Annotated in this window: 18 protein-coding genes; 9 read left to right on the forward strand and 9 right to left on the reverse strand. The window is 70.8% G+C overall.

Annotated elements, in window-relative coordinates; all coding sequences use genetic code 11:
* Window positions 1–42: 42 nt before the first annotated feature.
* Window positions 43–3,555, reverse strand: a complete 3,513-nt coding sequence (gene metH / locus HED23_RS22715) for a methionine synthase (RefSeq protein ID WP_203185221.1) — start codon at window positions 3,553–3,555, stop codon at window positions 43–45.
* Between the two features lie 239 nt (window positions 3,556–3,794).
* Here metH and HED23_RS22720 point away from each other — a divergent pair, with 239 nt between their 5' ends.
* The 7 genes from HED23_RS22720 to HED23_RS22750 all read left to right on the forward strand — a co-directional run bounded on the left by HED23_RS22720 (window position 3,795) and on the right by HED23_RS22750 (window position 11,938).
* Window positions 3,795–4,559, forward strand: coding sequence for an IclR family transcriptional regulator (locus HED23_RS22720; protein ID WP_238442080.1), 765 nt, complete (start codon window positions 3,795–3,797; stop codon window positions 4,557–4,559).
* A gap of 451 nt (window positions 4,560–5,010) precedes the next feature.
* Complete coding sequence (locus HED23_RS22725; protein WP_203185223.1) at window positions 5,011–5,802, forward strand: MIP/aquaporin family protein; 792 nt, start codon at window positions 5,011–5,013, stop codon at window positions 5,800–5,802.
* Between the two features lie 39 nt (window positions 5,803–5,841).
* Window positions 5,842–7,371 carry a glycerol kinase GlpK gene (gene glpK, locus HED23_RS22730; RefSeq protein ID WP_203185224.1) on the forward strand — a complete coding sequence of 510 codons (1,530 nt, stop codon included), beginning with the start codon at window positions 5,842–5,844 and terminating at the stop codon, window positions 7,369–7,371.
* A 12-nt stretch (window positions 7,372–7,383) separates the two neighbouring features.
* Window positions 7,384–8,994, forward strand: a complete 1,611-nt coding sequence (locus HED23_RS22735) for a glycerol-3-phosphate dehydrogenase/oxidase (RefSeq protein ID WP_203185225.1) — start codon at window positions 7,384–7,386, stop codon at window positions 8,992–8,994.
* 121 nt (window positions 8,995–9,115) lie between these two features.
* On the forward strand, window positions 9,116–10,081 hold the full coding sequence (locus tag HED23_RS22740) for an LLM class flavin-dependent oxidoreductase (protein WP_203185226.1): 966 nt from the start codon (window positions 9,116–9,118) through the stop codon (window positions 10,079–10,081).
* A gap of 29 nt (window positions 10,082–10,110) precedes the next feature.
* Window positions 10,111–11,169, forward strand: a complete 1,059-nt coding sequence (locus HED23_RS22745) for an LLM class flavin-dependent oxidoreductase (protein WP_203185227.1) — start codon at window positions 10,111–10,113, stop codon at window positions 11,167–11,169.
* Window positions 11,170–11,266: 97 nt separating this feature from the next.
* A complete protein-coding gene (locus tag HED23_RS22750; RefSeq protein WP_203185228.1) occupies window positions 11,267–11,938 on the forward strand; it encodes a FadR/GntR family transcriptional regulator in 672 nt (223 codons plus the stop codon).
* Here the strand turns inward: HED23_RS22750 and HED23_RS22755 are convergent.
* Together HED23_RS22755 and HED23_RS22760 are read right to left on the reverse strand one after the other, a co-directional pair.
* Complete coding sequence (locus tag HED23_RS22755) at window positions 11,927–12,715, reverse strand: SDR family NAD(P)-dependent oxidoreductase (RefSeq protein ID WP_203185229.1); 789 nt, start codon at window positions 12,713–12,715, stop codon at window positions 11,927–11,929. The genes HED23_RS22750 and HED23_RS22755 overlap by 12 nt on opposite strands.
* On the reverse strand, window positions 12,712–14,043 hold the full coding sequence (locus tag HED23_RS22760; protein ID WP_203185230.1) for an L-fuconate dehydratase: 1,332 nt from the start codon (window positions 14,041–14,043) through the stop codon (window positions 12,712–12,714). The genes HED23_RS22755 and HED23_RS22760 overlap by 4 nt, the downstream gene beginning before the upstream one ends.
* A gap of 230 nt (window positions 14,044–14,273) precedes the next feature.
* Between HED23_RS22760 and HED23_RS22765 the strand changes: the two genes are divergently transcribed.
* The gene (locus HED23_RS22765) at window positions 14,274–15,311 is read left to right on the forward strand and encodes a PAC2 family protein (RefSeq protein ID WP_203185231.1); all 1,038 of its coding nucleotides are present in this window, start codon (window positions 14,274–14,276) and stop codon (window positions 15,309–15,311) included.
* A gap of 85 nt (window positions 15,312–15,396) precedes the next feature.
* Here HED23_RS22765 and mshC read toward each other — a convergent pair whose 3' ends face one another.
* The 4 genes from mshC to HED23_RS22785 form a co-directional block, all read right to left on the reverse strand.
* Window positions 15,397–16,626, reverse strand: coding sequence for a cysteine--1-D-myo-inosityl 2-amino-2-deoxy-alpha-D-glucopyranoside ligase (mshC, locus tag HED23_RS22770; RefSeq protein ID WP_203185232.1), 1,230 nt, complete (start codon window positions 16,624–16,626; stop codon window positions 15,397–15,399).
* 664 nt (window positions 16,627–17,290) lie between these two features.
* Window positions 17,291–18,157, reverse strand: a complete 867-nt coding sequence (locus tag HED23_RS22775) for an SCO1664 family protein (RefSeq protein ID WP_203185233.1) — start codon at window positions 18,155–18,157, stop codon at window positions 17,291–17,293.
* A complete protein-coding gene (locus HED23_RS22780; RefSeq protein ID WP_033304581.1) occupies window positions 18,121–18,711 on the reverse strand; it encodes a DUF3090 domain-containing protein in 591 nt (196 codons plus the stop codon). The genes HED23_RS22775 and HED23_RS22780 overlap by 37 nt, the downstream gene beginning before the upstream one ends.
* 104 nt (window positions 18,712–18,815) lie before the next feature.
* Window positions 18,816–19,526 (reverse strand): histidine phosphatase family protein, encoded by a 711-nt coding sequence (locus HED23_RS22785; protein ID WP_203185234.1) that lies wholly within the window; start codon window positions 19,524–19,526, stop codon window positions 18,816–18,818.
* A gap of 44 nt (window positions 19,527–19,570) precedes the next feature.
* Between HED23_RS22785 and corA the strand changes: the two genes are divergently transcribed.
* Complete coding sequence (corA, locus tag HED23_RS22790; RefSeq protein WP_203185235.1) at window positions 19,571–20,566, forward strand: magnesium/cobalt transporter CorA; 996 nt, start codon at window positions 19,571–19,573, stop codon at window positions 20,564–20,566.
* A gap of 10 nt (window positions 20,567–20,576) precedes the next feature.
* Here the strand turns inward: corA and HED23_RS22795 are convergent, their stop codons facing one another.
* Window positions 20,577–21,365 (reverse strand): ferritin-like domain-containing protein, encoded by a 789-nt coding sequence (locus HED23_RS22795; protein ID WP_203185236.1) that lies wholly within the window; start codon window positions 21,363–21,365, stop codon window positions 20,577–20,579.
* Between the two features lie 241 nt (window positions 21,366–21,606).
* On the reverse strand, window positions 21,607–22,659 hold the full coding sequence (locus tag HED23_RS22800; protein WP_203185237.1) for an LLM class F420-dependent oxidoreductase: 1,053 nt from the start codon (window positions 22,657–22,659) through the stop codon (window positions 21,607–21,609).
* Between the last annotated feature and the right edge of the window lie 83 nt (window positions 22,660–22,742).

A 22,742-nucleotide genomic window follows, 5' to 3' on the forward strand; every position in this document is an offset into this window, starting at 1 on the left:
ACGGCGCGCGGAGTGATGAGTTACCGCGAGTTGAACGGAGTCCTACCGTGCGTTGAAGTACTTCGCCTCCGGATGGTGGATGACGATGGCGTCCGTGGACTGCTCGGGGTGAAGCTGGAACTCCTCGGACAGCTTCACGCCGATGCGCTCGGGCTCCAGGAGGTCGGCGATCTTGGCCCTGTCCTCCAGGTCGGGGCAGGCCCCGTAGCCCAGGGAGAAACGCGCTCCGCGGTACTTCAGGGCGAACATGTCCTCGACATCGGACGGGTCCTCGCCGGCGAAGCCGAGCTCGCTCCTGACCCGCGCGTGCCAGTACTCGGCGAGTGCCTCGGCCAGCTGCACGGACAGTCCGTGCAGCTCGAGGTAGTCGCGGTAGGAGTTCGACTCGAACAGCTCGGCGGTGGCCCCGCCGATCTTCGATCCGACGGTGACGACCTGGAGTCCGATGACGTCGGTCTCCCCCGATTCCTCGGGGCGGAAGAAGTCCGCGAGGCAGAGGCGGCGGCCCCGGCGCTGGCGCGGGAACGTGAAGCGGGTGCGCTCCGATCCGTCCTCGTGCAGCAGGATCAGGTCGTCGCCCTTGGAGACGCAGGGGAAGTACCCGTAGACGACGGCGGCTTCCAGGAGGTTCTCGGTGTGGAGCTTGTCCAGCCAGCCGCGCAGGTGCGGCCGGCCCTCCCGCTCCACGAGCTCCTCGTAGGTCGGTCCGTCACCGGCACGGGTCTGCTTGAGGCCCCACTGCCCCTTGAAGAGGGCGCCCTCGTCCAGCCAGGAGGCGTACTCCTTGAGCTGGATGCCCTTGACCACCCGGGTGCCCCAGAACGGCGGCTCGGGGACCGGGTTGGTGACCGAGACGTCGGACCGCACGCCCTCCTCCGGCTCGTCGGCCTCGACCAGCGGGGTGTCCCGCTTGGGCACGCGGCGCTGCTTCAGCTCGGGGAGGCTGGCACCCGGGACGCCGCGCTTGACCGCGATGAGGGCGTCCATGAGCCGGAGGCCCTCGAACGCGTCGCGGGCGTAGCGCACCTCGCCCTCGTAGATCTCATGCAGGTCCTGTTCGACGTAGGCCCGGGTCAGAGCGGCGCCGCCGAGGATCACCGGGTAGTCGGCCGCCATCTTGCGCTGGTTCAGCTCCTCCAGGTTCTCCTTCATGATCACGGTGGACTTCACGAGGAGGCCCGACATGCCGATCACGTCGGCGCGGTGCTCCTCCGCGGCTTCCAGGATCGCGGAGACGGGCTGCTTGATGCCCAGGTTGACCACGTTGAAGCCGTTGTTGGACAGGATGATGTCGACCAGGTTCTTGCCGATGTCATGGACGTCACCACGGACCGTGGCCAGCACGATGGTGCCCTTGCCGTCGTCGTCGGTCTTCTCCATGTGCGGTTCGAGGTAGGCCACCGCACTCTTCATGACCTCGGCGGACTGCAGCACGAAGGGCAGCTGCATCTGGCCGGAACCGAAGAGCTCGCCCACGACCTTCATTCCCTCCAGGAGGGTGTCGTTGACGATCTCGAGCGCGGGCCGGGTCCGCAGCGCCTCGTCGAGGTCGGTCTCCAGGCCGTTCTTCTCGCCGTCGATGATGCGGCGCTGGAGACGCTCGTCCAGCGGCAGGGCCAGGAGCTCCTCCGCCTTGCCCTGCTTCATGGACTTCATGTTGACGCCCTCGAAGAGCTCCATGAGCCGCTGGAGGGGGTCGTAGCCCTCCTCTCGGCGGTCGTAGACGAGGTCGAGGGCGACCTTGACCTGCTCCTCCTCCAGCCGGGCGATGGGCAGGATCTTGGAGGCGTGCACGATCGCGGAGTCCAGACCCGCCTTCACGCACTCGTCCAGGAACACGGAGTTCAGCACGACCCGGGCGGCCGGGTTGAGGCCGAAGGAGATGTTGGACAGGCCGAGCGTGGTCTGTACGTCGGGGTGGCGCCGCTTCAGCTCGCGGATCGCCCCGATCGTGGCGATCCCGTCCTTGCGGGACTCCTCCTGGCCCGTGCAGATCGTGAAGGTCAGGCAGTCGATGAGGATGTCCGCCTCGTGGATGCCCCAGTTGGTGGTGAGGTCCTCGATGAGCCGCTCGGCGATGGCCACCTTGTGCTCGACGGTGCGGGCCTGGCCCTCCTCGTCGATGGTCAGCGCGATCAGCGCGGCCCCGTGCTCGGCGGCCAGGCCGCTGACCTTGGCGAAGCGGGACTCCGGGCCGTCGCCGTCCTCGTAGTTGACCGAGTTCAGCACGGCCCGGCCGCCCAGCTTCTCCAGGCCGGCGCGCAGGACGGGCACCTCGGTGGAGTCGAGGACGATCGGCAGGGTGGAGGCGGTGGCGAAACGGCCGGCCAGCTCCTCCATGTCGGCGACGCCGTCGCGTCCCACGTAGTCGACGCAGAGGTCGAGCATGTGCGCGCCCTCGCGGATCTGGTCGCGGGCCATCTCCACGCAGTCGTCCCAGCGCGCGTCGAGCATGGCCTCACGGAACTTCTTGGATCCGTTGGCGTTCGTACGCTCGCCGATCGCGAGGTACGAGGTGTCCTGGCGGAACGGGACGGTCTGGTAGAGGGAGGCCGCTCCCGGCTCTGGGCGCGGGGCACGGGGGGTGAGCTCGGAGCCACGGACACGGTCGACGAGCTGGCGCAGGTGCTCCGGGGTCGTACCGCAGCAGCCGCCGACGAGGGAGAGCCCGTACTCCTGGACGAAGGTCTCCTGGGCGTCGGCCAGGCCTTCGGCGTCGAGCGGGAAGTGGGCCCCGTCCTTGGTCAGGACCGGCAGCCCCGCGTTCGGCATGCAGAGCAGCGGGATGCGGGAGTGGCGTGTGAGATAGCGCAGGTGCTCGCTCATCTCCGCGGGGCCGGTCGAACAGTTCAGGCCGATCATGTCGACCCCGAGCGGTTCGAGGGCGGTGAGCGCGGCGCCGATCTCGGAACCGAGCAGCATGGTTCCGGTCGTCTCGAAGGCCAGTGAGCACAGCACCAGGAGGTCGCTGCCCATCGCCTCCAGGGCACGGCGCGCACCCAGCACGGCGGCCTTGGTCTGCAGGAGGTCCTGCGTGGTCTCGATGATGAGCGCGTCGGCGCCGCCGGCGATCAGCCCTTCGGCGTTCTCCTGGAAGCCGTCGCGCAGGACCGTGTACGGGGCGTGGCCGAGCGTCGGCAGCTTGGTGCCCGGGCCGATGGAGCCGAGTACCCAGCGCTGCTGTCCGGTGGACTGCGTGAAGCGGTCGGCCACCTCGCGGGCGATGCTCGCGCCGGCTTCGGAGAGCTCGTGGATCCTGCCGGGGATGTCGTACTCGCCCAGGGCGGAGGCGTTGGCTCCGAACGTGTTCGTCTCGACGCAGTCCACGCCGACCGCGAAGTACTCCTCGTGCACCGAGCGGACGATGTCGGGGCGGGTGACGTTCAGGATCTCGTTGCAGCCTTCGAGGTTCTCGAAGTCCTCGAGGGTCGGGTCCTGGGCCTGGAGCATGGTGCCCATGGCACCGTCGGCCACCACCACCCGGGTGGCGAGCGCCTCACGGAGCGCTGCGGCTCGGTTCCGGCTGTCGGCTGCGGGGGTCGGCGACGAGGCCATGGATGTTCTCCCTGGGATGCGACGGCTGTCGGCTTTGCGCCCCTCTGCAGAGGGGGCACGCGGCCAGCGTAGCCGGGAGGCGCCCGGGCCGGTCATCTCGTCCCACGGGGCGGACTGCATGCTGAGCGGGGAACGGGCCCCTCATCGAGATGACGCATAATCTTCGCGCCACCGGACAGAGGTCGGCATCGACCGATAGTGTTCAGCATTGTCGAACCGAGGTGGAGGAGTACGGCGCGATGGCGAAGAACATCCAGTCGCTCGAGCGGGCAGCGGCGATGCTGCGTCTGCTGGCAGGCGGCGAGCGCCGGCTCGGCCTGTCCGACATCTCGTCGTCGCTGGGCCTGGCCAAAGGTACCGCGCACGGCATTCTGCGCACCCTCCAGCACGAGGGCTTCGTGGAGCAGGACACCGCGTCGGGCCGCTACCAGCTCGGCGCCGAGCTGCTGCGTCTGGGCAACAGCTACCTCGACGTGCACGAACTGCGGGCGCGCGCGCTCGTATGGACCGACGACCTGGCCCGCTCCAGCGGCGAGAGCGTCCACCTGGGCGTGCTGCACCAGCACGGGGTCCTGATCGTCCACCACGTCTTCCGGCCCGACGACAGCCGTCAGGTGCTCGAGGTCGGAGCCATGCAGCCGCTGCACTCCACCGCCCTGGGCAAGGTCCTGGCCGCGTACGACCCGGTCGCACACAGCGAGGCCACCGAGGTGGAGCGGCGGTCCTTCACGCCGCGCACGGTCACGGGCGAGGAGGAGTTCGAGTCGCTGCTCGACCTGATCCGGGCGCAGGGCTGGGCAGCCGATGTCGAGGAGACCTGGGAGGGCGTGGCGGCGGTGGCCGCCCCCATCCACGACCGGCGCAGGATGCCGGTCGGCGCCGTGGCCGTGACCGGCGCCGTGGAGCGCGTCTGCACGGGCGGGGAACTGCGGCCCGAGCTCGTCGCGGCCGTACGGGACTGCGCCCGCGCCGTCTCCCGCGATCTGGGCGCCGGACGCTTCTGACCGCCCTTGGGCGCCGGGGTCCCTGGCGCGCGCCACAGCACCGGGGCCCCTGGCGCCGTGGCACGCGCCGGGGTCCCTCCCGGCCCGTGCCGCGGAGCCACCACCGGGGGCCACGCCCGGCACACCACCCGCAGCGCCACCGGCGGCCGGCCCCGGGGCGCGCGTTACGCCTCCGGCGATCAGGCCCGGGGGCATCCGCGCCGCCGGTAACGATCGAGTCGCGCGTCACACACCTCTTGACGCACCCGTCATCGGGGAGAAACATTGCCGTTCACCGGTCGGCATTGTCGAACACGTAACGGCAATAAGCGTTAGGGTGTGACAGTGCCGAGGGCCGGTCAAGCCCTACAGGTGAAGTACCCGTGTCGAACGAGTACCCACCTGGGGGTGCGATCCACCGGAGGGACCCGGTGTTTCGCCTTCCCCTGGACGAAGGACAAAGGAGTCACGGGTGTCCAGCTCCGACATCTTCATCGGCGAGACCATCGGTACCGCCGTTCTCGTACTGCTCGGCGGCGGTGTCTGTGCCGCCGTCACGCTCAAGCGCTCCAAGGCGCACAACGCCGGGTGGCTGGCCATCACCTTCGGGTGGGGCTTCGCCGTACTGACCGGCGCCTACATAGCCTCCGGCGTGTCCGGCGCCCACCTCAATCCGGCGGTCACGATCGGCCTGGCGATCCAGGGCGGCACCGCGTGGAGCGACGTGCCGCTGTACCTCGCCTCCGAACTGTTCGGCGCGATGATCGGCGCCGTGCTCGTCTGGGCCGTCTACTACGGACAGTTCCACGCGCACCTCACCGATCCCGAGATCGTGAAGGACCAGCCTTCCGAGGAGGGCATGGTCGACCAGTCGGCGGCGCCGAAGGCGGGCCCCGTGCTCGGCATCTTCACCACGGGCCCGGAGATCCGGAACGGGGTTCAGAACGTCGTCACGGAGATCATCGCCACGTTCGTGCTCGTCCTGGCGATCCTCACCCAGGGCCTGAACGACGAGGGCAACGGACTCGGCGCGCTCGGTGCCCTGATCACCGCGCTGGTGGTCGTCGGAATCGGCCTGTCGCTCGGCGGCCCGACCGGCTACGCGATCAACCCGGTGCGCGACCTCGGTCCGCGAATCGTGCACGCGTTGCTCCCGCTGCCGAACAAGGGCGGGTCGGACTGGGGCTACGCCTGGGTACCGGTGGTAGGACCGCTCATCGGGGCCGCACTCGCGGGCGGGCTCTACAACCTCGCCTTCGCCTGAGCCACAACTGCACATCACACAGACTTCCGGGAGCCAACCGTGACCGACGCACACACCACCGGCCCGTTCATCGCGGCCATCGACCAGGGCACCACCTCCAGCCGCTGCATCGTCTTCGACAAGGACGGCCGGATCGTCTCGGTCGACCAGAAGGAACACGAGCAGATCTTCCCCAAGCCCGGCTGGGTCGAGCACGACGCGGCCGAGATCTGGGAGAACGTCCAGGAGGTCGTGGCGGGGGCCATCGTCAAGGCCGGCATCACCTCCGCCGACGTCAAGGCGATCGGCATCACCAACCAGCGCGAGACCACCCTGCTCTGGGACAAGAACACCGGTGAGCCCGTCCACAACGCCCTCGTCTGGCAGGACACCCGCACCGACGCCCTCTGCAAGGAGCTCGGCCGCAACGTCGGCCAGGACCGCTTCCGCCGCGAGACGGGGCTGCCGCTCGCGTCGTACTTCGCCGGCCCGAAGGTCCGCTGGCTGCTCGACAACGTCGAGGGACTGCGCGAGCGCGCCGAGCGGGGCGACATCCTCTTCGGCACCATGGACTCCTGGGTCATCTGGAACCTGACCGGCGGCACCGACGGCGGCGTCCACGTCACCGACGTCACCAACGCCTCGCGCACCCTCCTGATGAACCTGCACAAGATGCAGTGGGACGACAAGATCGTCCAGTCGATGGAGATCCCCTCGGCCGTCCTTCCGGAGATCCGGTCCTCCGCCGAGGTGTACGGCACCGCCAAGGGCGGCGTCCTCGACGGCGTCCCGGTGGCCTCCGCGCTCGGCGACCAGCAGGCCGCGCTGTTCGGCCAGACCTGCTTCGCCCAGGGCGAGGCCAAGTCCACGTACGGCACCGGCACCTTCATGCTGATGAACACGGGCCACACCCCGGTGAACTCGTACAACGGGCTGCTGACGACCGTCGGCTACCAGATCGGCGACCAGAAGCCGGTGTACGCCCTCGAGGGCTCCATCGCCGTCACCGGGTCGCTGGTCCAGTGGATGCGCGACCAGATGGGCCTGATCAAGTCCGCGGCCGAGATCGAGACGCTCGCCTCCTCCGTCGAGGACAACGGCGGCGCCTACTTCGTGCCCGCGTTCTCCGGCCTGTTCGCCCCGTACTGGCGTCCCGACGCCCGCGGGGTCATCGCCGGACTCACCCGGTACGTCACCAAGGCGCACATCGCCCGTGCCGTGCTCGAGGCCACCGCCTGGCAGACCCGCGAGATCAGCGACGCCATGACCAAGGACTCCGGCGTCGAACTGACCGCGCTCAAGGTCGACGGCGGAATGACCTCCAACAACCTGCTGATGCAGACGCTCTCCGACTTCCTGGACGCGCCCGTGGTGCGCCCCATGGTCGCCGAGACCACCTGCCTCGGCGCCGCCTACGCCGCCGGCCTCGCCGTCGGCTTCTGGCCGGACACCGACGCGCTGCGTGCCAACTGGCGCCGCGCCGCCGAGTGGACACCCCGTTTGGACGCGGCCACCCGTGACCGCGAGTACAAGAGCTGGCTCAAGGCCGTCGAACGGACCATGGGCTGGATCGAGGACGAAGAGATCTGAGGAGCAATCGACATGACCACCCTGCAGAGCGTCCCCGCCCTCGGGACGCATCCGGCCTCCGGCTCCCTCCCGAGCCGCGCCGAGACCCGGGAGCAGCTTTCCAAGGCGACGTACGACCTCCTGGTGATCGGCGGCGGCATCCTGGGCATCTCCACCGCCTGGCATGCGGCGCAGTCCGGACTGCGGGTGGCCCTGGTGGACGCCGGCGACTTCGCCGGCGCCACCTCCTCCGCCTCTTCCAAGCTGCTCCACGGCGGTCTGCGCTACCTCCAGACCGGGGCGGTGAAGCTGGTCGCGGAGAACCACTTCGAGCGGCGCGCGGTGTCCCGTCAGGTCGCCCCGCACCTGGCCAATCCGCTCACCTTCTACCTGCCCGTCTACAAGGGCGGGCCGCACGGCGCGGCCAAGCTCGGCGCGGGTGTCTTCGCCTACTCGGCGCTGTCCGCGTTCGGTGACGGCGTCGGGCATGTGATCAGCCCGGCGCGGGCGCAGCGCGACGTGCCCGAGCTGCGTACGGACAATCTGAAGGCCGTCGCGGTCTACGGCGACGACCAGATGAACGACGCCCGGATGGCGCTGATGACCGTCCGCGCGGCAGTCGACGCCGGCGCCGTCGTCCTCAACCACGCCGCCGTGACCGGGCTGCGGTTCACCAAGGGCCGGGTCACCGGGGCCGAGCTGGAGGACCGGCAGGACGGTACGGAGTTCGGCGTGAACGCCCGTCTGGTGCTGAACGCCACCGGCCCGTGGGTCGACCACCTGCGGAAGCTGGAGGACCCGAATTCGGCGCCTTCCATACGTCTGTCCAAGGGCGCGCACCTCGTGCTCAAGCGCACCCGCCCGTGGAAGGCGGCCCTGGCGACACCGATCGACAAGTACCGGATCACGTTCGCCCTGCCGTGGGAGGACATGCTGCTGCTCGGTACGACCGACGAGGAGTACGAGGGCGACCCGGCCGATGTGGCGGTCACCGAGAAGGACACTGCTCAGATCCTCGACGAGGCGGCGTTCTCGGTCCGGGACCAGCAGCTGTCCCGCGACCTGATCACCTACTCGTTCGCGGGGCTCCGGGTACTGCCGGGAGGCCCCGGGAACACCTCGAAGGCCAAGCGCGAGACGGTGGTGACCGAGGGCCGCGGCGGGATGCTGTCCGTCGCGGGCGGCAAGTGGACGACGTTCCGCCACATCGGCCGTACGGTGATGAACAAGCTGGCCGAACTGCCCGGGCACCCCCTCGCCGAGGACATGGAGCCGATGGCGCGGCTGCCGAAGAAGGTGCCGCTGCCCGGTATCGCCAACCCGAACGCGGTCGCGCACCGGCTGCTGGTCGACGGCGGTACGCCGGGGCCGAGGATGTCGGCCGACACGGCCCGGCACCTCGCCACCCACTACGGTTCCCTCTCCTTCGACATCGCACGGCTGGCCAACGAGAACCCGGTGCTGGCCGAGCGCATCCACCCCGACGCCCCGGAGATCTGGGCACAGGTGGCGTACGCGCGCGACCGCGAGTGGGCCGAGACGGCGGACGACGTGCTGCGGCGCCGCACGACGCTGACGATCCGTGGCCTGGCGACGGACGACATCCGGGCGAGGGTCGAGGACCTGCTGGCCGAAGGGCGCTGACGGAGGCGCACAGGAACAGGGGCGGTCTCCCGGCGGGGATGACCGCCCCCGCGGCACGGGGCCGCCCGGCGTGCCATGCCGCCGCCACACGGGCGCAATGTGACGCGGGGACAGTGGAGAGATGTCCGAACACCAGGGATTCCATCTGTCAGCGGCGCTGAACGGCGCCGGTTCGCATCCGGCCGCGCCCGCCAGGCCCTTCGCACCCGAGGAGTACGCCCGGCTCGTGCGTGGCGCCGAGGCCGGACTGCTCGACTTCATCACGGTCGAGGACGGCCCCGGGCGGCTCGACTCCGCGCTGCTGCTCGCCCTGGCCGCACAGGTCACCGACCGGATCGGGCTCGTTCCGCTGGGGCCGACGACGGGGGACCCCACCGCCTGGGCCACACGGATCGCGACCCTCGACCATCTGAGTGCGGGGCGCGCGGGAGTGCGGCCCCGGGCCACGACGAGCAACGCGGAGCACGCCGCCCTCCTGGCGGTTCTAGGCACCCCCGAGGGCGACCGGCGGGTGGCGGAACTCTTCGCGCGGGCCGATGAGTTCCTGACCGAGGCGACCGGGGCGTGGGGCACCGGTGTGTCCTCCCCGCAGGGCAGACCGCCGGTGACGCTCCTGGCGCACGCCACGGTCCCCTACCGGCTGGCGGCCGCGCACGGCGACGTCGTCTTCGTGACTCCGGCGGACACCGCCGGACTGGTCGCCGTACGCGAGGAGGTCGAGGCACTGCGGGAGGAGGCGGGCAGGCCCGCCGGCGCGCTGCGGGTCTTCGCCGACGTCGATGTCGTGCTGGGCGACAGCAAGGAGGCGGCCGACGCGCGCCGGGCCGGTCTGGAGAAGGCCGCAGGCTCCCCGTTCACCTCGGACGCCGCTGTCTTCTCCGGCACGCCCGAGGGACTGGCGGACCTTCTCCAGGAGTGGTTCCGGGAGGGCGGCGCCGACGGCTTCCGGCTTCGGCCGGCAGCGCTCCCCGACGACCTGGACGCGATCGTCGCCGGGCTGGTCCCCGTCCTGCAGCGGCGCGGGCTCTTCCGCACGGCGTACACCGCCCGGACCCTGCGCGGCCATCTCGGCCTCGCCGCCGCCTGACCACTCGCCGCGACCGGAAGGAAGGCCCCTTGAAGTTCTCCGTACTCTCTCTCGTCGGCCGTGCCCCGCATCCCCTGACGGGCGAACTCCCCTCGGCGGCACAGCGGTTCCATGAGGTGATCGAGACCGGTGTCGCGGCCGAGCGCCTCGGGTTCGACGCCTACGCGGTCGGGGAACGGCACGCGGGGCCGTTCCTCTCCTCGAGCCCGGGGGTGGTCCTCGGCGCGCTGGCCGCCAGGACCTCCGCCATCCGGCTGCTGACCGGGGTCACGGTCGTCGCGATCCTCGATCCGGTACGGGTGGCGGAGGAGTTCGCGACACTCGACCAGATCGCGCGGGGCAGGCTCGAGCTCGTCGTGGGGAAGGGCGCCGAGGCCGGTCACTTCAGCCTGTTCGGTCTCGACGAGGAGCGGCAGTGGGACCTGCAGAAGGAGAAGTACGAGCTGCTGCGGCGGCTGTGGAGCGAGGAAGGGGTCGACTGGGAGGGCGAGTTCCGTCCGCCGCTGAAGAACGTGACGACCGTGCCGCGCCCCTACGCCGGGCCGCCGCGCGTCTGGCACGGCTCCGCGACCAGTCTCAACTCACCGGACCTGGCGGCCGAGCACGGCGATCCCCTGTTCACCGCCAACGCGATCCAGCCGCGTGAAGCGTACGCGCGGCTGATCGCCCACTACCGCGAGCGGTACGAGGCGTACGGACACGATCCGGCGGGCGCGCGCGTGGCGGCGGGGTCCGGCGGCCTGCTGATCGCGGACACCCCGCAGAAGACCGTCGAACGCTACAAGGAGCTGTACGAGGCCAAGGTCTCCCAGTCCTTCAGGCCGCACCTGGAGGGAAGGGCCGGTTACAACACACCGTTCCGCACGATCGAGGACGCGATGGCCGACGGTCCCCAGCTCATCGGCTCCCCGCAGCAGATCATCGACAAGATCCTCGGCTTCCACACGGCGTACCGGCACGATCTGCAGTCGGTCACCGTGGACGGCTTCGGCCTCTCGTACGGCGAACAGCTGGAGACGCTGCAGCGGTTCGCCGAGGAGGTCGCCCCGGTCGTCCGGCGCGAGGCGCCCTCCACCCTCTGGGAATGACCTGCGGAACCCCGTACGGACCCGTGGGGCCCCTCCTCCGTCCCTGGCCGCATAATGAGGACATACATCGGATGTCTTGTGTGCGAGGAGGCCCCACATGGCCGTCACCGACGAAGCGATCGAGAAAATCAAGGGAATGATCGTCTCAGGTGCGCTGGCCCCGGGAGACCGGCTTCCCAAGGAGAGCGAGCTCGCGGCCGAGCTCGGTCTGTCACGGAACTCGCTGCGCGAGGCGGTACGCGCGCTGTCGCTGATCCGGATCCTCGACGTACGCCAGGGCGACGGCACCTACGTCACCAGCCTGGACCCGCAGCTCCTCCTGGAGGCGCTCAGCTTCGTGGTGGACTTCCACCGCGACGACACGGTGCTGGAGTTCCTCGCGGTCCGCCGGATCCTGGAGCCGGCGGCCACGGCGATGGCGGCGTCGCGGATCGAGGAGGACCAGCTGGACGCGCTGGACGCGCAGTTGGACGCGCTGGGGCCCGATCCCTCGGTGGAGGCACTGGTCGCCGGCGACCTGGAGTTCCACCGGGGCATCGTCAAGGCCTCCGGAAATTCGGTGCTGTGCTCCCTGCTCGACGGGCTGTCAGGCCCGACCACCCGGGCCAGGGTGTGGCGGGGGCTGACCCAGGAGGACGCGGTCAGCCGCACCCTGCACGAGCACCGGGCGATTCTCTCCGCGCTGCGGGACCGGGACGCGGAGGCGGCCCGGTCCTGGGCGACGGTCCATGTGGCGAGCGTGGAGCAATGGCTGCGTTCAAGCCTGTGAGGGCGCGGCGGGGCGCAGACGCAGGCCCTGCATCCCGCCGTCGACGGCGAGTGCGGTGCCGGTGACGGACGCGGCCGCCGGGCTCGCGAGGTAGACGACGGCGGCGGCCACCTCGTCGGCGGAGACCAGCCGTCCCAGCGGCTGACGGGCGTCGAGCGCGGATCGCTCCGCTGCGGGGTCCTCGGCCTGCCCGAGCAGCCGGCCGATCCAGGGGGTGTCCGCGGTGCCGGGATTCACGCAGTTGACCCTGATCCCCTCGCGGACGTGGTCGGCGGCCATCGCGAGGGTGAGGGAGAGCACGGCCCCCTTGCTCGCGCTGTAGAGCGCGCGCTGCGGCAGACCGGCGGTCGCGGCGATGGAGCAGGTCTGGGTGATCGACACGGCCCCGGGCCGCCCGGCGGCGGAACGGCGCAGATGGGGCAGCGCGTGGCGGGCGGTGCGGACCATGCCGAGCACGTTGACGTCGAGAACGCGCGTCCATTCCGTGTCGGTGTTGTCCTCGACGGTGCCGATCGAGCCGATTCCCGCGTTCGACACCAGGGTGTGGAGCCCGCCGAGCTCCTCGGCGGCCCGGTCGACCGCGTTCCGTACGGCGTCGTCGTCCGTCACGTCGGCCCGGAGCGCGAGTGCTCCCTCCGGAGCGCCCCCGGGATCGAGGTCGAGCACCGCGACTCGCGCCCCGCGGGCGAGCAGCAGGGCCGCCACGGCGGCCCCGATGCCGGATGCGCCGCCCGTCACCAGAGCGGACAGTCCGTCGAAATCCTGCGTACCGGTCATCGGGCGGTCTCCTCGGGTGTGCGGCGGGCCTGCCAGACGGGGCCCTGCGGGTAGCGGTGTCCGGCGATCGAGGCGGGGAGCATCCGGGCCGAGAAGCCCGGTTCGCGGGGGGTGACATAGCGGCCGTCCTCGACGACGGCCGGGTCGGCGAAGTGTTCGTGGAGATGGTCGACGTACTCGATGACGCGGTCCTCCCAGCTGCCGGAGACCGCGACGTAGTCGAACATCGAGAGGTGCTGGACCAGTTCACAGAGTCCGACACCGCCGGCGTGGGGGCAGACCGGGACGCCGTACTTGGCGGCGAGCAGCAGGACCGCGAGGTTCTCGTTGACGCCCGCGACGCGTGCGGCGTCGATCTGCACGAAGTCGACCGCGCCGGCCTGGAGCAGCTGCTTGAACACGACCCGGTTGGCGATGTGTTCGCCGGTGGCGACCTTGACCGGCTGGCCGGCGCGCACGGCTGCGTGACCGAGCACGTCGTCGGGGCTGGTCGGTTCCTCGATCCAGTACGGGTCGTAAGGGGCGAGCGCCTTCATCCACTCCACCGCGCCGGCCACGTCCCAGCGCTGGTTGGCGTCGACGGCGATCCGGATGCCGGGACCCACGGCCTGGCGGGTGAGCGCGAGCCTGCGGACGTCGTCGTCCAGATCGGCGCCGACCTTCAGCTTGATCTGGGTGAACCCGTCGGCGACGGCCTCCTCGGCCAGGCGCACGAGTTTGTCGTCGTCGTACCCCAGCCAGCCCGGCGAGGTCGTGTAGGCGGGATACCCCTCGGCCAGCAGCCGCTCGGTGCGCTCGGCGCGGCCCGGCTCGGCGGCGCGGAGGATGCCGAGCGCCTCCTCCGGGGTGAGGGCGTCCGTGAGGTAGCGGAAGTCGACGAGGGAGACGAGCTCCTCCGGGGTCATCTCCGCGAGGAACTGCCAGACGGGCTTCCCCGCCAGTCTCGCCGCGAGGTCCCAGGCCGCGTTGACGACGGCCCCGGCGGCCATGTGCATCACACCCTTCTCCGGGCCGAGCCAGCGCAACTGCGAATCGTGCGTGAGCGTGCGGTACAGGGCGGCCAGGTCAGCGGCGGTACGCGGGACGGGGCGTCCCACCACGTAGGAGCGGAGCGTCTCCATGGCCGCCGCCATGACATCGTTGCCGCGCCCGATGGTGAAGCAGAAACCGTGCCCCTCCTCGCCCGCACCGTCCGCGCCGTCCGTGCGCAGCACCACATAGGCGGCGGAGTAGTCGGGGTCGGGGTTCATGGCGTCCGAACCGTCCAGCTCTTCCGAGGTGGGGAACCGGATGTCGTCGACCTCGAAATCGATGACGGTCAGACTCATGTGCGCCCCCAGGGGAATAACATCGGATCTCTCAATGGTCATCCGATGTATAACCTCCCGCAGGCCTCACAGTCCAGGGTCCGAAGGAATTTTGATCATTTTCGGCCGGTACAGCTCGGATGAATCAAGAGGCTGCACGCTTCAGCTCGTCACGCAAACGGGCTGCGGCGGAACAGGGCGGAAGCCGTAAGGTTGGTCCGTACACAAGGGAACTTCGGAAGGAGGCCTGGGTGATCGAGCTCGAGGGGGTACCCGAGCTGGTCGACCCGGTCATGGTGGCCGCGTTCGAGGGCTGGAACGACGCCGGTGACGCCGCCTCCACAGCGGTGGCACATCTGGACCGGGAGTGGAAGGGCGAGGTCTTCGCGGCGCTCGACGCCGAGGACTACTACGACTTCCAGGTCAACCGGCCCACAGTGTGGATGGACGGGGGGACGCGCAAGATCACCTGGCCCACCACGCGGCTCTCCGTGGTCCGGGTCGGCGGCGAGAAGCCCCGCGACCTGGTGCTGATCCGTGGCATCGAACCCTCGATGCGCTGGCGCTCGTACTGCAACGAGATCCTGGGCTTCGCGCATGAGCTGGGCGTCGAGATGGTGGTCATCCTGGGGGCGCTGCTCGGCGACACCCCGCACACCAGGCCGGTGCCCGTCAGCGGGGTCACCTCGGATCCGGATCTGGCGAGGACCATGGATCTGGAGGAGACCCGGTACGAGGGGCCGACCGGCATCGTGGGCATCCTCCAGGAGGCCTGCACGCACGCGGGGGTGCCCGCGGTGAGCCTTTGGGCGGCGGTGCCGCACTACGTGTCGCAGCCGCCGAACCCGAAGGCGACGCTGGCGCTCCTGAACCGGCTCGAGGATCTGCTCGGGCTGCGGATCCCGCTGGGCGAGCTGCCCGAGGACGCCCGCGCGTGGCAGCTCGGGGTCGATCAGCTGGCCGCCGAGGACAGCGAGGTCGCGGAGTACGTGCAGACGCTGGAGGAGGCGCGGGACACCGCCGAGCTTCCCGAGGCGTCCGGCGAGGCCATCGCGCGTGAATTCGAGCGGTACCTGCGGCGCAGGGACGTCGGCGGCCCGGGCCAGGCACCCGGCGGTCATGCCACGGAGAGCGGTGACGTGCCGTATCTGCGGGACACGTCGAGCGGACGTACGAGGCCGCCGAAGCCGCAGCGTCCGGAGAAGGGCCGTCCCAAGGACACCGACGGGAACGCCGTACCCGAGGACCCGCCGCCGAGCGGGCCGGACGAGGACGCCTCGGACGACTGACCCGCCGTCCGCGTCGTGAGGAACGGCCCCGGGCTCCGCGATCTCTCGCGGAGCCCGGGGCCGTTCGGCGGTGTGTCCGGGACGTCTACAGCGCGACGCCCAGCAGGGCGTCGACGGTGCGTGAGACGACTCCGGGCGCACCCTCGTCCGTACCGCCGTCCGAGCTCTGCCGCTCGGCCCAGCGGTCCACGGCGGCGAGTGCGGCCGGGGCGTCCAGGTCGTCGGCCAGGGCCTCCCTGACCTCCTCGACCAGGGCGTCGGCGGAGAGCCCGTCGGGCCGGGAGACGGCGGCACGCCACCGGGCGAGGCGCTCGACGGCGTCGGCCAGCACCTGGTCGGTCCACTCCCAGTCGGACCTGTAGTGGTGCGCCAGCAGGGCGAGCCTGATCGCGGCGGGGTCCACGTCGTCCCGGCGCAGTGCCGACACGAAGACGAGGTTGCCCTTGGATTTGGACATCTTCTCGCCGTTCAGGGCGACCATGCCGGCGTGTACGTAGGCACGGGCGAAGGGATGCTCGCCGGTCAGCACCTGGGCGTGCGAGGCGCCCATCTCATGGTGCGGGAAGGCGAGGTCGGAGCCGCCTCCCTGGACGTCGAAGCTCATGCCCAGGTGGTCCAGCGCGATGGCGACGCACTCGATGTGCCAGCCGGGCCTGCCACGGCCCAGGCTGCCGCCGTCCCAGCTGGGCTCGCCCTCACGGGCGGCCATCCAGAGCATCGGGTCGAGCGCGTTCTTCTTGCCGGGACGCTCCGGGTCTCCGCCGCGCTCGGCGGAGAGCAGCCGCATGGCCTCGGCGTCGAGGCCCGAGACCTCGCCGAAGTGCGGGTCGCAGTCGACGGAGAAGTACACGTCGCCGTCGAGTTCGTAGGCGGCGCCGGCGTCGCGGAGGCGCTCCACGAGCGGGACGATGCCGGGTATCGCCTCGACCGCCCCGATGTAGTGCTTCGGGGGAAGCATGCGAAGAGCGGTCATGTCCTCCCGGAAGAGGGCGGTCTCGCGCTCCGCGAGTTCGGTCCAGTCCTCGCCGTCGCGCACGGCCCGCTCCAGCAGAGGGTCATCCACGTCGGTCACGTTCTGGACGTAGTGAACCTGCCGCTTGGTGTCGAGCCACACGCGCTGAACGAGGTCGAACGCGTTGTAGGTCGCCGCATGACCCATGTGGGTCGCGTCGTACGGCGTGATGCCGCAGACGTATATGCGGGCGACGGGACCGGGGTCAAGGGTGATCCGTCCGCCGGTCGCGGTGTCGTGGATCCGAAGGTCGCGGCCCTTGCCAGGCAGGGCGGGGACCTCAGAAGCGGGCCAGGCATGCATGTCATGAGCGTAACCGGACGATGCTTCCGGATACGAACCGGATGGCAGATCGTGGCCGAAGAGGCGGTCTTGCGCGCGCGGCACTTCTCGTCTGACCAGCGCTTGCCGAACCGGAGCGGCGGCCTGGTTCACGGGTGTCGGCGGTCACCCGACGGGCGCGGTGCGCCCGGGATCAGGCCGGCCCATGCCCGACCGTCCCGTACGCCGGACGGGTCCGCCTGGATGTCCCGCACGGGCACGGGTGGCCGGGGCGGCCTGCCGGTGGCGAGGAAACCCTCCGGGGCCATGGCGTACCCGGCGGTCCGGGGAGGAGGCCTTCCGGCTCCCCGTCGGCTCCCGGGCGGGCTCGATCGCGGACAGGTCTCCGGGCTTCCCCGCAGGCGCGGTACGGCACGGCTCGCAGAGCGGCCGGACGGGCCGGCACAGGCCCGTGACCGCCACCCGGGCAGCTGCGGAACGGTACGGAACGCTCGCATGCGCACGCCGGGCCCGGGACCGTCACAGACCGGGTGCGGGTCCGGAACGGTCACAGGCCCGAAGCGGGACGGCGCGCAGACCGGGCGCCCGCCCGGGCCCGCCACACAGGCAGACACGGGCCCGAAACCGCCACACAGGCGAGCGCGGGCCCGGAACCGCCTCACAGGCAGACCCGGGTCCGGGACCGTCACACGGGCGGCCAGGGGATCGGCGGCCAGTCGCCGCTCGGCTGCGGGTGCCGGCCGGACTTGCGGAGGCTCTCCACCCGGCCGCGCAGGGCGTCGGTCTCCGCGGCCGTGATCAGTTCCCCCAACCGGGTTGCGAGCACCGCGCCCGGTTCCAGGCCGGCGGACAGCCGGTCGAGCACTTCGACGGCCTCCGCCGTCAGCGGTTCGCCCGCCCACCCCCAGAGGAGCGTCCGCAGCTTGTCGTCCGCGTTGAAGGTGACACCGTGGTCGATGCCGTACAGCCGTCCGCCGGCGGCGGGCAGCAGGTGCCCGCCCTTGCGGTCACCGTTGTTGATCACCGCGTCCAGGACGGCGAGCCTGCGCAGCCGGGGATCGTCGGCGTGCACGAGCAGCGCCGTCCTACCCTCCCCCACCTCGGCGAGGCCTACGGCCTTCCAGCCGTCCCCGGGCTCCTCGTCCTCGACGAGTGCGAGCAGGGGCGGCAGACCGCCGGCGGGCCGGTCACCGTCCCCGGCGACGTCATCCGCCTCGGCCTCGATCCAGAGCTGGCACATGCCCCTGCCGTAGGGGCCCTCCCGCAGCACCGTGGGCGGCACGAGCCCCCAGCCGGTGGCCTCGGAGATCTCGTACGCCGCGACCTCGCGCTGGGCCAGGGTGCCGTCGGGGAAGTCCCAGAGCGGCTGCTCGCCGGCGACCGGCTTGTAGACGCAGTGGCGTTCCTCGCCCTCGTGGGCGACCGTGCAGTACAGCACCGCGTTCGACGCGCCCCGGACCCGGCCGAGGACCGTGAGCTCCCCCTCGGCGAGCAGGGTGCGCAGCCCGGCCTCCGTCAGGCCCCGCGACGGTATCCGTTCTGGCGCGGGCATACGTGTCCTTCCGGGTCGAGGGGGAGGCTGCACAGCGGGCAGGGCGGGCGGCCGGCGTTCACCACGTCCAGCGCGCGTTTGGCGAACGCCCGCGCCTGAGCGCCGCTCAGCCGCACACGCAGCATCGGAGGACCGTTCTCCTCGTCCTGCAGAAGCCTTTCCTCGGCCTCCGCGAGGTCGTCCTCGGAGTCTGCGTCCAGCTCGACGAGAGCCTGCGCCTCGACGATCATGCGCTGCTCCTCGCCGTCCCAGGCGAGCGCCATCGTGCCGACCCGGAACTCCTCCTCGACGGGGGCGTCGAGCGGCGCGGTGTCGGTGACGTCCATGGGTGCCACTGCGGGCACCGGTGAATTGCCGCCGGTCCGCCGGACGACCTCGTCGAGGAGTTCGTCGATCCGTTCGGCCAACGCGGCGACCTGGGTCTTCTCCAGGGCCACACTCGTGACCCGTCCCCGCGAGGATGCCTGGAGGAAAAACGTACGGCGGCCAGGCAGCCCGACCGTGCCGGCCACGAAACGGTCCGGTGGGTCGTAGAGGAACACCTGACGGGACACGTCCTGTCTCCCTTGAGAATGAGATGGCGGATGGGGGCGGCCCCGGGCCGGGCGGGATGTCCCGCAAGGCCTCTACGGCGCGTCCACCCTACTGCGCGGAGCGATCACGGCGCCCCAGCGCCGCCCCCGACGGCCGCATCCGTTGCCGTCGCCCCCGCCGCGTCGGCGCCGATGGCCTGTTCGCGCGGGGCGAGCGACGCGAAGTCGCCGGTGTCGCCGAGGCGGAGCAGGTAGGGGCGGAGCCGGGTGTAGCGGATCGCGGTGACGGAGCAGGGGTCGGCCTGGATGCGCTGGAAGAGGTCGAGGTGCATGCCGAGCGCATCGGCGACGAGGGCCTTGATGATGTCGCCGTGCGAACACATCAGGTACGTGGCGTCCTCGCCGTGGTCCGCCTCGATGCGGGCGTTCCAGTCCCGCACGGCGTCGACGGCCCGGGCCTGCATGGCCCGCATGGACTCACCGCCGGGGAAGGCGGCGGCCGAAGGGTGCTGCTGGACGACCCGCATGAGCGGTTCGTCGGAGAGCTCGGCGAGCTTGCGCCCCGACCAGTCACCGTAGTCGCATTCACTGATCCGGTCCTCCGTGTGCAGTTCGAGGTCGGGCCGGGCGTCGAGCAGCGGCTGGAGCGTCTCCCGGCAGCGCTGAAGCGGGCTGCTGACCGCAGCGGCGAAGGTGAGGGCGGCCAGCCGGCCGGGGAGCGCGGCGGCCTGTTCGGCACCGCGATCGTCGAGGGAGACACCGGGCGTCCGGCCGGCGAGCACTCCGGAGGTGTTGGCGGTCGAGCGTCCGTGGCGTACGAGGATGAGCGTGGGCATACCTGTCAGCGTAGAGGTGCGTGAATGCCTCGCGGCAGGGAAGAATGCGCGGCGTGATCGTCGACTGCGGAATTTACCGGGACGGGCGCCGGACCGAAGGCCCCGCCGACTTCTCCGATGCCCTCGACGAGGCACGGGCCAGCGGGGACGCCTTCGTCTGGATCGGGCTGCACGAGCCGACGGAGAAGGAGTTCGACCTCGTCACCAGCGAGTTCTCCCTGCATCCGCTGGCGGTGGAGGACGCCCTGCGCGCCCATCAGCGTCCCAAGCTGGAGATCTACGACGACTCGCTGTTCGTGGTCATCAAGCCGGTGGTCTACGAGCCGGAGAGCGACACCGTGAGCGCCGGCGAGCTGATGCTGTTCATAGGCGACTCGTTCGTGGTGACGGTGCGGCACGGCGAGGGAGCGCCCCTCGCGGCGGTCCGGCGCAGGCTGGAGGCAGAGCCCGAAGTCCTCAGGCACGGCCCCACGTCGGTGCTCTACGCGGTCAGTGACGCGGTGGTGGACCACTACATAGACGTCGCGGCGGAGCTCCAGGTCGACCTGGAGGAGCTTGAGGCCCAGGTCTTCGCCCCAACGGGTTCCGGCGACTCCAAGAACACTGCGGCGAGCATCTACACCTTCAAGCGGCAGGTGCTCGAATTCCGCCGGGCGACCAATCCTCTGAGCGCGCCGATGGCGCGGCTGTCGAGCGCGGGCGTGCCGTTCGTCGACACCGAGTCGCAGCCGTTCTTCCGGGACGTGAACGACCACCTGACGCGCGCCGTCGAGCACGTGGAGGGTCTCGACCGGCTGCTCTCGGACATCCTGTCGGCACATCTGGCGCAGGTGGGCGTGCGGCAGAACGACGACATGCGGAAGATCTCGGCATGGGCCGCCATGGCCGCCGTACCCACGATGGTGGCCGGCATCTACGGGATGAACTTCGAGCACATGCCCGAGCTCGACTGGGCCTGGACCTACCCGGCGGTGATCGTGCTGATGGGATTCGCGGTGGCCGGGCTGTACCGCCTGTTCAAGCGCCGCGGCTGGATGTAGGGCGCGCGGCTCAGGCGTACTCGGTCCCGAGCACGGCGGGGGTGCCCAGCGCGTCCCGCAGGGCGGGCTGTTCGAGGCTCACCATGCGCCGCCATCCCACCAGCCGCTCGTAGGCGTACATCGCGTGGATGCCCGCGGCCAGTACGGCGGCCTTGGGGCGGGGCCAGCGCAGCACCCTGCCCATGTGGCTCATCACGGCGAGGCTGACGTCGCGGTACACCTGGATCTCGGCGTGGGCGCACTCCCGCAGGACGGACTGGATCGTCCTGCCGTGTCCGGCCCGGGCGAAGCGGAGGAGTTCCTCGTGGCAGTACGCGAGGTGGTTGTCCTCGTCACGCGAGATCATCTTCACGGCGCGGCCGAGGACGGGGTGGTCGGCGAAGTGCTTGAGCAGGAGCCGCATCTGCTCGGAGGCCCGCTGTTCGGTGACCCTGCTGTGGGCCAGGTAGACGATGACGTCCCGCTCGCTGAGCGGTTCCTCACGGCTGAGCCGGTCGTGGGCGAGACCGATCCCCCGGCGCTCGAGCAGGAGGGTGTAGTCGGTCTCGTACGGCACCGCCACGGGCTGCAGTCCGCGCTGCTTCAGCAGGGCGTTGAAGATCCGGCCGTGCTTGTCCTCGTCGGCACCGTGCCGGGCGACCTTGGGCGCCAGTTCGCGCAGTCCCGGAGGGACGAGTGAGGCGATGCGCCCGTTCTCCCAGCCGCCCTGCGTCTCCCCGCCTGCGGCGATCGAGCAGAACAGCCGGAACGACTCGTCGTCGTCGAGGATCTCCTGGAACAGACTCTTTGCCGAGAGCATCACTGCCACCTTTCGCACCGGTGTCCGCAGAGGAACAGTCAAAATCGGTACGCGTCGGTAGGCAACACGAGCGTGGCAGGGCAGGGCCGAACGGGGGCCCGTACGGCGCCGGGACCTGCCCGGGCGTCCCCGGAGGAGTACGGGGCGTAACCCGGGGGCCGCACGGCGCGTTGTTCCGTACGACGGCCGTGGCGGGGAGGACCCCCGAGCCCCCACCACGGCCGTAGTGCTGCGCCGGTGCTCAGGCGGCGAGGCCGGAGCGCTCCAGGGCGTCGGTGCCGGCGCGCAGGGCCGCGAGCCGCTCGTCGAGCGTGAAGCCCGCAGGGGCGAGGGTCAGCGTCGTGACACCGGCGGCCGCGTACGCCTGCATCCGCTCGGCGATCCGGTCCACCGAGCCGAGCAGCGTGGTCTGGTCGATGAGCTGGTGCGGTACGGCGGCCGCCGCTCCGGCCTTGTCGCCGGCCAGGTACTTGTCCTGGATCTCGGCGGCCTCCTTCTCGTACCCCATGCGCTGGGCGAGCTGGTTGTAGAAGTTCTGCTTGCGGCTGCCCATGCCGCCGACGTAGAGCGCGGTGTAGGGGCGGAACATGTCGGCGAGGCCGTTGATGTCGTCGCCGACCGCCAGCGGCACGGTCGGACAGACGTCGAAGCCGTCCATCGTCTTCCCGGCCTTCTCCCGTCCGGCCCGCAGGTGCTTCACCGCGGTCTCCTCGATGTGCTCGGCGGACGGGAAGATCAGCAGGGCGCCGTCGGCGATCTCACCGGTCTGCTCGAGGTTCTTCGGGCCGATCGCGGCGATGTAGAGCGGAATGTGCTCGCGCTCCGGGTGGACGGTCAGCTTGATGGGCTTGCCGGGGCCGTCGGGCAGCGGCAGCGTCCAGTGCTCACCCTCGTAGGACAGCCGCTCGCGGGTCATGGCCTTGCGCACGATCTCGACGTACTCGCGGGTGCGGGCCAGCGGCTTGTCGAACTTGACGCCGTACCAGCCCTCGGACACCTGGGGTCCCGAGACGCCGAGGCCGAGGCGGAAACGGCCTCCGGAGAGCGAGTCGAGAGTGGCCGCGGTCATGGCCGTCATGGCGGGCTGACGGGCCGGGATCTGCATGATCGCGGAGCCCACGTCGATGGACTCGGTCCGGGCCGCGACCCAGGCCAGCACCGTCGGGGCATCGGAGCCGTATGCCTCGGCCACCCAGCAGACGTCGTAGCCGAGCCGGTCGGCCTCCTGGGCCACGGCGAGGTTGTCGCCGTCCATCCCCGCACCCCAGTAACCGAGATTGATGCCGAGCCGCATACCCACGCTCCCTCTACTGATCAGTAACGTTCCTGTGCCCGGGACTCTAGCGCGGGGCGCCGGAATCCGGCAGGCTCGCCCGG

The sequence above is a fragment of the Streptomyces pratensis genome (genome assembly GCF_016804005.1).
GTDB lineage: Bacteria > Actinomycetota > Actinomycetes > Streptomycetales > Streptomycetaceae > Streptomyces > Streptomyces pratensis_A.

Bases quoted from the DNA above. Each gene is read 5' to 3' on its own strand.
- HED23_RS22800 (WP_203185237.1), bottom strand. From the start codon at position 22,659: ATGCGGCTCGGCATCAATCTCGGTTACTGGGGTGCGGGGATGGACGGC.
- HED23_RS22775 (WP_203185233.1), bottom strand. From the start codon at position 18,157: ATGCCCGCGCCAGAACGGATACCGTCGCGGGGCCTGACGGAGGCCGGG.
- HED23_RS22735 (WP_203185225.1), top strand. From the start codon at position 7,384: ATGACCACCCTGCAGAGCGTCCCCGCCCTCGGGACGCATCCGGCCTCC.
- HED23_RS22740 (WP_203185226.1), top strand. From the start codon at position 9,116: ATGTCCGAACACCAGGGATTCCATCTGTCAGCGGCGCTGAACGGCGCC.
- mshC (WP_203185232.1), bottom strand. From the start codon at position 16,626: ATGCATGCCTGGCCCGCTTCTGAGGTCCCCGCCCTGCCTGGCAAGGGC.
- HED23_RS22720 (WP_238442080.1), top strand. From the start codon at position 3,795: ATGGCGAAGAACATCCAGTCGCTCGAGCGGGCAGCGGCGATGCTGCGT.
- HED23_RS22755 (WP_203185229.1), bottom strand. From the start codon at position 12,715: ATGACCGGTACGCAGGATTTCGACGGACTGTCCGCTCTGGTGACGGGC.
- HED23_RS22795 (WP_203185236.1), bottom strand. From the start codon at position 21,365: ATGCTCTCGGCAAAGAGTCTGTTCCAGGAGATCCTCGACGACGACGAG.
- HED23_RS22760 (WP_203185230.1), bottom strand. From the start codon at position 14,043: ATGAGTCTGACCGTCATCGATTTCGAGGTCGACGACATCCGGTTCCCC.
- HED23_RS22785 (WP_203185234.1), bottom strand. From the start codon at position 19,526: ATGCCCACGCTCATCCTCGTACGCCACGGACGCTCGACCGCCAACACC.
- HED23_RS22750 (WP_203185228.1), top strand. From the start codon at position 11,267: ATGGCCGTCACCGACGAAGCGATCGAGAAAATCAAGGGAATGATCGTC.
- metH (WP_203185221.1), bottom strand. From the start codon at position 3,555: ATGGCCTCGTCGCCGACCCCCGCAGCCGACAGCCGGAACCGAGCCGCA.
- corA (WP_203185235.1), top strand. From the start codon at position 19,571: ATGCGCGGCGTGATCGTCGACTGCGGAATTTACCGGGACGGGCGCCGG.